At 61.8% G+C, this 10,263-nt stretch carries 8 protein-coding genes; all 8 read left to right on the top strand.

What is annotated here, in order from left to right:
* Nucleotides 1-1,743, top strand: a 1,743-nt coding sequence (locus tag AWB72_RS25795) for a site-specific integrase (protein ID WP_143754685.1), incomplete at its 5' end; no start/stop codon positions are given.
* A 182-nt stretch (nucleotides 1,744-1,925) separates the two neighbouring features.
* Nucleotides 1,926-2,519: a hypothetical protein gene (locus tag AWB72_RS25790; RefSeq protein ID WP_087128920.1), complete on the top strand. Its 594-nt coding sequence runs from the start codon at nucleotides 1,926-1,928 to the stop codon at nucleotides 2,517-2,519.
* A 54-nt stretch (nucleotides 2,520-2,573) separates the two neighbouring features.
* Nucleotides 2,574-3,608, top strand: a complete 1,035-nt coding sequence (locus AWB72_RS25785) for a helix-turn-helix transcriptional regulator (RefSeq protein WP_244285753.1) — start codon at nucleotides 2,574-2,576, stop codon at nucleotides 3,606-3,608.
* Nucleotides 3,609-3,775: 167 nt separating this feature from the next.
* On the top strand, nucleotides 3,776-4,189 hold the full coding sequence (locus AWB72_RS25780) for a hypothetical protein (protein WP_087128917.1): 414 nt from the start codon (nucleotides 3,776-3,778) through the stop codon (nucleotides 4,187-4,189).
* A 389-nt stretch (nucleotides 4,190-4,578) separates the two neighbouring features.
* The gene (locus AWB72_RS25770; protein ID WP_143754684.1) at nucleotides 4,579-5,775 is read left to right on the top strand and encodes an ankyrin repeat domain-containing protein; all 1,197 of its coding nucleotides are present in this window, start codon (nucleotides 4,579-4,581) and stop codon (nucleotides 5,773-5,775) included.
* A complete protein-coding gene (locus tag AWB72_RS25765; RefSeq protein WP_087128914.1) occupies nucleotides 5,772-6,911 on the top strand; it encodes a putative molybdenum carrier protein in 1,140 nt (379 codons plus the stop codon). Before AWB72_RS25770 ends, AWB72_RS25765 begins: the two co-directional genes overlap by 4 nt.
* A 505-nt stretch (nucleotides 6,912-7,416) precedes the next feature.
* Nucleotides 7,417-8,028, top strand: coding sequence for a hypothetical protein (locus AWB72_RS25755; protein WP_244285752.1), 612 nt, complete (start codon nucleotides 7,417-7,419; stop codon nucleotides 8,026-8,028).
* Complete coding sequence (locus AWB72_RS25750; protein WP_445343859.1) at nucleotides 7,955-10,042, top strand: site-specific integrase; 2,088 nt, start codon at nucleotides 7,955-7,957, stop codon at nucleotides 10,040-10,042. The genes AWB72_RS25755 and AWB72_RS25750 overlap by 74 nt, the downstream gene beginning before the upstream one ends.
* Nucleotides 10,043-10,263 lie beyond the last annotated feature (221 nt).

Raw genomic sequence — 10,263 nt, 5'->3', positions numbered from 1 at the left:
GTGCTGGCCGACCACCTGAAGGCGTCGATCAAACAGCACGGCAGCGCGAAGCTGACCGCGATGACCTTGCGCATGGTGGAGCAGGCATCGACGCTCGCCGCGGCGGTGCCGCTTCCTGCGCACCCGGTGCACCTGTGGTTCCGACCATTGATCGCGCAGCGCCTGAACGGGGAGGGCATCGGCACGCTCGGTGCGCTGATCGACTATTGCAATGCGCGCGGCGGCAGCTGGTGGCGGTCGGTGCCGCGCATCGGCGCGTTGCGCGCGCGCACGATCGTCGCGTGGCTGCGCCGGCATGAGTCGACACTGGGCGCCAAGGTGGACGCCGACGTCGACACCGCATCGTTAGTGCCAACACGCGTGAGTGAAGGGAAGGGTGACGACCGCGTCATCGTGGTCGGCGGCGATCCAGGCGAACCGCGGCTTGCGCCGTTCGAACACCTCGCCGTGCCGGCCGAATTGTCGGGGGCGACTGGCTTTAATCGTGCGGCAAGTTTTGCATTCATTCGCGCCGAGCACGACCTCGCCGCGGTGCACGCGTTTCTGCACCGCTATCGTGATCGGCCGACGACCTTGCGCGCCTATACCCGCGAGCTCGAGCGGCTGATTCTGTGGAGCGTGGTGGTTCGGAAGAAGGCGCTGTCGTCGCTGACCGTCGAGGACTGCGAGGCGTACAAGGATTTTCTGCAGGCGCCGTTGGCGTCGTTCACCGGACCCAAGCGTCCGCGCACCAGCGGCCGATGGCGCCCGTTCGCAACGGAGGGTTTGTCCGCTGACAGTCAGGCGTATGCGGTGCGGGTGCTGCGCGCGGCGTTCGCGTGGCTGGTGGAGGTGCGCTATCTCGCCGGCAATCCGTGGAGCGCGGTGCATGAACCGGCGACGTTGACACGCGAACTATCCGTGCAAGTCCACCGGGCGCTCCCCGCGAGCTTATGGACGCGGGTGCGTCAGGCGCTCGATGCACACTGCGACGCGTTAATGGGTGTCGTGCCGGCGGCGGACGACGAGGCGCGGCAATGGCGCGCTGCGCGGGCGGCCATCCTACTGATGGGGGATTCTGGATTGCGGCGGGCGGAGGCGGCGCTCGCGCGTCGCGAAGATTTACGCCTCGCCGAGGTCGCCGGCGAGGCACGCGCGTCGCGCAGCCCCTCACCCCGATCGCCGTCGCCGCCAACGTCGACCCGCTCGGTCGATTTCGCCAATTCGGCCGAGTCAGCCCGCGGCCCGTCGTCGGTCTGGACGCTGACCGTCATCGGTAAGCGCCGCAAGCAACGCACGGTGCCGGTCAGCGGGGCGACGATTGTCGCGCTGCGCGCCCATTGGCACGACCGCGGACGCGACTTTGATGCGCCGCAGGCACGCGGGCCCTTGATTGCGCCGCAGTGGATCCCGGGCACGCGCGCCGCACTCGAGCTCCACGATGCCCAGACGGAGAACGCGCCGTACACCGTGGATGCACTCGGGCGGCTCGTCAGGACGGCCGTGCAACGCCTGGCAAGGGAGAGCGCGGCGCTCGCGGACTTCAGCACCGACGACCTGGTGCAGTTGGCGAACACCTCGGCGCATGCTTTTAGGCACACGTTTGGCACGCGCGCGGTGGCGCGCGACATGCCGACCGACGTCGTGCAGGCCATTCTCGGTCATGCGTCATTGCAGACCACGTCGATTTATGTGCGGGCGGAGCGACGACGCATGCTCGAAGCTGCGGCGCGCTACTACGCCGACGACAAACAAGAAACATGAGGCTTCGTTCCCAAAGGTGAATCGCGTCGACAATCATCTTTTGGTGATTGCCGACGCTTTCGTTTCAGTGAGTTGCAATCGCCGTTAAAGGTTTTGCGACCGCGCGCCGATAAGCCGGGCACCTCTCACTAAAAAAAATTCAGATGGCTTCAGCGTCGCAGCACTATTTGAGCAAATCGGAGATGGCAAACGACTTGTTCAATGTACTGGCAACAGATGCTTTCTCATTCGGTACGAAGCGCGCAGTCGTTGAGCAGGTGCTGGCTGACTGGCCGGAGTGGTATGGGAAACACGACCGTCCGGTTCGAGGCAGGACTTGGCCCATGGCGAAAAATGCAAGGGACGAAGCCAACGCCATTGCCCGGCAGTCTGCCGAGAGGCCACTGGCCGGTTGTCCTTTCTGGTCCGCCGGCGCGCTCAAAGCATACAGCGCCTCGCAGCCACGCGACGTTTATCGCTTCGAGCATGTGGTGCCTAGAAGCGTCGTGCGGGACTTCTTGCTAGGGCAATCGCCTGCCGCTAAACAATCGGATGCTAGTCCTGCTGCGCCACCGTATCGATTCACGTCTGTCCCCGAGGCGAAGGAATTCCTGGACCGGGTATGCATCGGCGCGGTCATCCTGAAGAGCGAAGACGCATGGCTCGCTCGCTCCTCGATCGAGGGCAGTCTTCATGACTGGCGATCGCTCGATCCATGGTCTCGTTATCGACGGGCGGCTAAAGACGGACGATCCATCACGATTGTCAATTTGATGGACGGGTCGACCGTCGTCTAGTTCGTTGGATACGCACGCAGCAGCGGCATCGATGCTCCTTCCAAGGATAGCAACTTGAAACACGACCCTGAGATCATTGCGGTCCTTCCGGAAGACCGCGACGGATCGCCCGGGATCAGCACGCCCAGGGCTGTCGAGGCGCTCGCCGGCATGGGCTTGTTCTTCAAACATACGAAGACGGTGCAGCGACGCCTGGAAGCCATGGAACGCGCTGGGCTCGTGCGCTGTGAAAAGCGGGGCACCACGCTGTATTGGAAGCGCAAACCAGGCATTAGCGGGATGGCAGCGAAGGCAGGCGGCCTGATGCGCTTCGACGAAGCACTCGCGCTTCAGGCGCTTGTGCGTTTCTCGTCTCGTCAGATCCCGGCGCTTGTGTCACAGTCCCTCGCGCCGCTATTTGATGTCGCGGCCGCCAAGCTGTCGACGGGACATGCGGGACAGCCCAGTCCCTACGGGAGCTGGCTGTCAAAGGTGTCCGTCGAACCGAACAGCTTCCCACTGCAACATCCCACGATCGCGCAAGGGGTCTTTGAAGCTGTCTCGCAGGCTTTGTTTCTCCAATACCGGCTCGATATCACCTATCAGCGCCGCAACAGCAACGATCCTCGACTCCCCGGCCCGGTTACTAAAACTATGCTGCTTCCGCTTGGGCTGGTTGAGGTCGGCGGCCTGGTGTATCTGGTTGCATCCAGGGCCGATAAGCCCAAGCCGACTTTGTACCGACTGGACCGGATTGTGGCGGCCCGCATAACTGAGGAGAGTTTCTCTTACCCGACGGACTTCTCGCTCGACGAGTTCATCAAGACCCAACGGCAGTTCGACTTCTTTCCGTCGGGTACGGTCACTGTTCACTTGCGTTTCCGCGGGACAGCCGGGGATCACTTGCTCGAGTCGCCGATGGCGACAGACCAGCAAGCCATACGGGTCGAAGAAGGCTTGGACGTCAGCGGTACGGTCACGTTGAGCCATCGCCTTCGCTGGTGGATCCGGTCATTTGGTCCGTACGTGGAGGTTCTCGCACCGGCCGATTTACGCGCTGAGTTTGTTGCCGAAGCGCGTTCGCTCAGCGGCGTGTACGCGCCCCGCTGAACGTGTCGTTGCAGACTGACTTTGGGGTATCCGCTCCTTGATGAATTCGCTGCCAGTCTGCCCACGCGCGCGGAAACGGGAAAAGCGACGAGCGCCAATCTTGGCTTTTTCGACGGAATCCGACGCATCTTAATCGTGTCTCGTCCAACCAATTCAATCGTTCACAAATGCCCCGCAAGATCGAATATATCGACGCGATTGCTCGCCGGAAACAGCGCGACGTCCTCCTGCTGACGTTCTTCGACGATCCGTCCGGCGACCCATCGCCTCATGAGTGGGAGGAGCATCCCACGCGTCTGGCGGTTGTGGGGTGGCTGGACGCGCATGGCTACGCTTGGTCGCCGTGTGGTGAAGTAGCGAACGAGCGCGTAATGAGAAGCTATCGAGGCTCGATTTACATTGACCTGCCGTACTGTCCAGACGACGCGTCGTATCGCGCAGTGGAAGAATTCCTTGAATACCCGGACGGTACCTTGCGCATGCCGCATATGCGCTTCCTCTTGGAGGATCTCGAATCTGCGCAAGCGAACGCTCACCATGACGAGCCGGGCTTCTGGGAGCGGTGGGCGGAAGATTTCTGACCAAAAGATCGCCCAGCTCGCCGCTCTCTTCGCCCGGCTACAGCTTTCGGTTTATCGATCAGCGTCCGCGATCAGTGTGCTCAGCTGGTTCCCCGTTCCAACTACCCGGTAATTCCGGTCGCGCGTGACGCTGGCGGCTCGATCGTACTGCCCGACACGGACATGGTTCCTGTCGCGTGCAACTTTATTGCCTCCCGAGTCCGTTTCAATCGTGCCAATACGGTGGTGGCGGGCGTCGCGTATTACCTCTGTGGCCATTTCTTTCTCCGGTAGTTGGGGTTTAGGCATCATCCGCCCGCGTCCGGACAAAACATGTCTCGAGAGCCCGATGGTTGCGGTCGTAAAGACGGGCTGCTCCAGACAGGAAATGTCTCTTCACGGATGCAACATTGCGTACCCACGAACTTAAACGGACGGTTCCCTTGAACAAACACGCGCTTAGGAAATGGTTCAGCAGACTGGATCAGTGCACGACGTTCGGCCAGGTGAACGAACTGTGGGAGTCAACGGTGGAGGACGCCGACGTTAGACCGTGCAATTTCGACGGTCGCTTCACTGATGCGATTGTCTCGTTTCTTGCGTGCAGCCAGATGCCCGATCACTGGAAGCTCGCAGCCGTGCTCGGCCACGTGAGCCACTTCGATCTTGATCCAGAACTGGCCTTCGGTGCGGTGGACGTTTGCTTTGAAAGTGAGGATGAAAATGATCCGCGCCTACTACCCGGCGCGGATCCAGCGGCAGGGACCCTTAAACTGACTGGCATTCCCCCCTTCTTTTCTGGGTACATTCACGGTCGATACGCCGAAGTGGCGCGGAGGCTCGTTGCGACGGACCGCAAACTGCTGCGCAGCCGCGAACGCTTTTGGAGTGCCTACCTCGAGACCTGCTGCCGTGCGCATGACATCGAGGGCGCTGAGACGGCCTTGCAAAATGGAGGTACGCCGGCACACAACGGATTCGCCGCGCTAAAAGTCGCCTGCCAATCCGACTGCTGGGCGATGGTCGCCAAGCTACGGCAGCATGCTAGAAACGACCCGCGCTTCGAAGTCGCTGCCTTGTGCGCTGCCGCTGCGGCCAACAACGTAAACATTCTTGAGCTGCTGCTTGAACACGGCGCGCAGATTGATTGCGGTGACGGCGCAGCGTTGACGGCGGCGGCATCAACTTATTCATTGGACGCATGTGACTGGCTGATCGAAAGCGGCGCAGACGTGCAGGCGGGAGCTGGGTCGGCGTTGATCGCCGCCGTTTCAACGCTATCGGCAGATCTCGTGCAAACATTTATCGAGGCCGGCGCGGATGCGTCTGTCAACCGGCAACAGGCGCTTTATACGGCGTTCACTGCCGATTCCGCTATCTACTGGCCGGAGCGCAGCGAGTTCGCTTCGGATCGCGCTGACACCATCTTGGTCTTGTTAACGGCCGGTGCAAAACTCGCCGGAATGGAAGTCGACGAATTCCTGCTGATGCGTTCTGACATTGCAGATGTCCTGGATCGGCTACTCGACAACGGCGAGCTATCGGCGGAAAACCGGGAGGTCGCCGCTCATATCCGAAGTTTGATCGATCAACAGAGGAAAGGATGAAAGCTCGACTGATTCGGCAGGAGCTGCAGATCGTTTGTGGCGGACAGACAGGCGCCGACCAGGCAGCCCTCGTCTGGGCAATGGAGAATGAGATCCAGCACGGCGGCTGGTGCCCTAAAGGCCGAAAGACCGAAAGTGGCGTGCTCGACAAGAGGTTCCGTCTGAGAGAAGCACCCTCTCCTTCATACTTGCAGCGGACCGAATGGAATGTTCGCGACAGCGATGCAACGGTCATCTTTACGATGACTGAGACGCTCAGCGGGGGATCGAAGCGGACAGCAGAGTTCGCTCAACGTCATGGGAAGCCTTGGCTCGCCTTGTCGCCATCGCAGTCGGTCGACCAGCTCGCGCGCTTCCTGTCGGACCACCGTATCCGAGTATTGAACGTTGCGGGCAGTCGCCATTCGACCGCGCCCGGCATTGAAGCATTCGTTCATCAGTCACTCAGTAATGCCGTGCATGTCGTCGACGCGACCGACGAGATCATCACCATCAGTGATGCCGCAGCCGCGTCGGGTCAGGTCGTCGGCGTTAGCGCTTTGTTCGAACTTGTTCATCTGTTGAAGAGTGTCTTTCTACTTTCGGTTCCGTTAATGACCCAACAGCTCTCCGTTGAACTTCTTGAACGGGAGAGACTGCAGCCGGCGCATGCTCGTGTCTTGCGCCGATGGGTCTCGGAGATCACAGCCCTAGATGGATCGGACGTTGGTTCGTTGCGTCATTTTCTTGGAGAACTCGATAGATGGGCAAGCAGCGTTGCGGAGGAGTGGTCCACGAAATGGAAAGCGTTAAACGTCGCGTCCGAACGGGCGAGGAATAACTTCAACCATGATCTGAAAGAGAGAGCCATCGCGGCTGCTTTGTCAAAGATGCCGCTAGCAGACCTAGCTGACATCGCAGATCGCTGGACGGCTCATACGTCAAACAGCAGCAACGATGGGGTACTGGAAAGTCTAGATCTGACCGTCGACGAAATGGTCCAGTTGGATGAAGCTGAGCTGAAACGCTTGCGGCTGATCGAGCGCCTGGAAGAGGAGGAGCGCAGTCAGCGAAAGGCATTCGGAGACTTCTTGCGATCCGAACGTTGCGGCCGGTCCATCGTGGAAGTGATCGAAAGTGACTTCGCTTGTCTATAGCGGAAGGGGTGTGTATTCGACGGAATTGCTGATCGGACGAACCGCGATTACGGGTCCACGGCTTCCAGTATTGGTAAGCGGAGGAGTACAGATGGTTATTCAGCGGTGGTCCGACGGGCTCATCGAACTCACAAGGGACCTTTTGAAGAATGATGACCGAGGAATCTGGCCTATGAAGCACACCACTGGTAGCTTTGGCTTGCTGCTGACTGGTGGCGTCGGAGGCGGCTTCCTCCTAGCGACTCGGGCGACGGGTGTTGTACTAGTGTTCGCCAGTTTTGACTCACTAATTGAAGACGGATGGGCGGTCGACTGAGCGTGGAGCGCGAAACCTGCGCGGTCATGAGTCTCCAGTGGCGCGAAGTCAGTGTGAGGCTTATCTCCTCTCGTCAAAACGATCGGCAATCCTGATAATATCTATTATCGGGATGGCGTTTAAGGGGTACAATCCTCGAATTCGCATTTACAACAGAGGGCAGGGGCCGTGGCACAAGGCAGCGAGGACTTGGACGACGATCGCAGCGATCGCGCTGGCGCCGACGAGCATGAGCGATGGCCGAATGATGCGCCGACCGCGGCCGTCGCGCGCGTCGTGCTCGAACTCGACGAGGCGATCACCCTGAAGCGCCGGGCCGCGGCCGCGTGGCTGACCGCGCACGGCGATGCGGTGCCGCTGCTGCCGGTGAAGCCCACCCGCCTGGAATTGGCGGTCGTCATCGCGCTGGCCGAAATTTATGGCGCTGCGCTGATCAACGACGCGCGCTTGGGGCCGGTGATCGACTTCATCACGGATGTCGGCGCGGTCAAGCTGGTGCAGCGCGTGATGTATGGCGCAAGACCCGAACACAACAACAGCGCCGACTTCGATGTCACCGCGTACGCCGCGGAAAACGCGCGCCTGGCCGAGTTGCTGCGCGAGGCCCGCACCGCGTTCGAGTTTTTGTGCGCGACCTGGCCCGAGGCGTTCATGGCGCAGGCGAGCGAGGCGCTCGCGCAGCTCGGGCTTCCTACACTGCGCGCACCAGCGCCACCGTCGACGAACCGTGACCGACCCGGTCGCGACAAGGCAGGTGATGATTCCGGTGACGCGTTCGATGGGGAGGGCGACGATGCCTAAGCGCACGGCCACCTTCCCGGAAAAGCTCACCGCCAAGACGACGCGCCCCCCGGAAAAGCTCACCGAATCACTTGCCCTCGAGCGCCGTTACACGACCAAGGAATTCACGGCGCTGCGCGCGTACGTGCAGCGCATTGCGCCGGCGGTGATCGCGCGCACCTACTACGATCCCGACGAGGATGCGCACGCGGCGACGCCCGGCGCGATGGAGCGGCATCTCAACTCGATGCTCGACGCGCTGGTCGCGCTGGCGCTCGCGCACGGATCGACCGTGCTCGCCGATCACCTGCGTGCGTCGATGCGGCAGCATGGGCGGCCGTTGCTCACCGCGGTGACGTTTCGCATGGTCACCGAGGCGGCGCAGCTCGCGGCGCTGCCGCCGCAGGCCGATCACCCAATCAGTGCCTGGCTGCGTCCGCGCGTGGCGCGGCGGCTGAAAGGCGAGGGCATCAGGACGCTGGGCGACCTGGTGGCGTTCTGCAACCGACGCGGCGGCAGCTGGTGGCGCTCGATTCCGCGCATCGGCCCGGGCCGGGCGCGCGCGATCGTGAGCTGGTTACGCAAGCAGCACGCATCACTGCAACTAACGATCGAAGCGGACGTCGACTCCGAAGAACGGGACGGCGTGCCGCTGATCGCGGCCGAGCTGGTCGAAGTGGTGCCGGCCCCCAAGGTGACAAGAAGCGGCCTGAACGGCGGCGGCCCGGACGGCGATTCAAGCTTGACAAGTCGACTAACGCTGGCGCCGCTCGAGCGCCTTGCCGTACCGCACGCGCTCTCCGGCGCGCATGGCGAAAATCGCTCGACGGTCTTCTGTTACATCCAGGCGAACCACGATCTCGAGGCGGTGCGCGCGTATCTGAACCGCTTTCGGGATCAGCCGAAAACGCTGCGCGCGTATACCAAGGAGCTCGAGCGGTTTCTGTTATGGGCGGTGGTGTTGCGCGGCAAGGCGTTGAGCGATCTGCGCGTGGATGACTGCGAGGCCTACAAAGATTTTCTGAAAAGCCCCGATCCGCGTTTCGTCGGCGAGCGCTTCGCGCGGCACTCGCCGCGTTGGCGACCCTTCGCCGCGTCGGCGGATGGATCGGCTTCGCTATCGCCCGAATCACAGCGGTACACCGTTCGCGTACTGCGGACCGCGTTCGCCTGGTGGGTCGATGTGCGCTATCTCGCCGGCAACCCGTGGAAGGCCGTCAATGATCCGGTGGTGATCAAGCGGGAACGCGCGATGAAGATCAAACGTGCCTTGCCGGCCGGTCTGTGGCGGAAGCTGCGCGACGAACTCGATCTGCGCTCAGCAGCAGAGAGCGGGATGACGGCCGGTGCGCAGTGGCGCGCCGTGCGCGCGGCAATTCTGTTGATGGGCGATTCCGGTCTGCGGCGCGAAGAAGCCGCACGCGCCCGGCGCGAGGCTCTGCGCCCTTCATCCTTTGGCACACCCGAGCGGCCGGTCTGGGAGCTGACCCTCGTTGGCAAGGGCCAGCGGGAACGCACGGTGCCGGTGAGCGCCGCGACGCTGGCCGCGCTGCGCGCGCATTGGCGCGATCGGGCTCAAGATTTCGACGGCGCGACCGAAGAAGACAAACCGATCGGGCCGCTGCTGAGCCCCGTCGTCATTCCGTGGACCGATGCGTCACGCCGGCGACACCGAGCGGGGCAGGGCGCGGAGGGCGGAGAGGGCGGGGAGGAGCAGCCTGCGAATGAAGCGGGCTACACCGCGGATGGATTGAACCGGCTGATTAGTCGAATGATCACCGAACTGGTTGAGACGATGGATGGGTGGAGCCTCGATGAACGCGTGAGGCTGGGGCAAGCCAACGCGCACGCTTTCCGACATACGTTCGGGACGCAGTCGGTCGCCGACGAGGTGCCGGTGGATGTCGTGCAGAAGGTGCTCGGTCACGCGTCGCTGCAAACGACGACCCTCTATGTCCAGGCCGAAAAGCAGCGCATGGTGGAAGAGGTGGCGCGATACTATGCCGGCGTCGCCGCGTATAAGACGGGGCAGTGAGCAGCAGCGCACTCGGCGCTGCGCGCGTCACTGACAAATGGAATTACTTCCGGCGCTTTCTCCTGTAATTGCGCGCGGAACACACGAAAAATATATGACGCTCTAGCTTCAACTTAAGACTTCTAGCAGGTCACAGTATCAAGAAGTTCGCTAGACGGCCGTTAACGACTGTCGACCAGTCAAATCAGCTTTTCATCGCTAGAACACGACTGTATCTATCT

This window comes from Caballeronia concitans, assembly GCF_001544615.1.
In the GTDB taxonomy this organism is placed as follows: domain Bacteria; phylum Pseudomonadota; class Gammaproteobacteria; order Burkholderiales; family Burkholderiaceae; genus Caballeronia; species Caballeronia concitans.
Note: the sequence above shows the minus strand (reverse complement) of the source record. Positions and strands in the feature narration are given on the sequence as shown.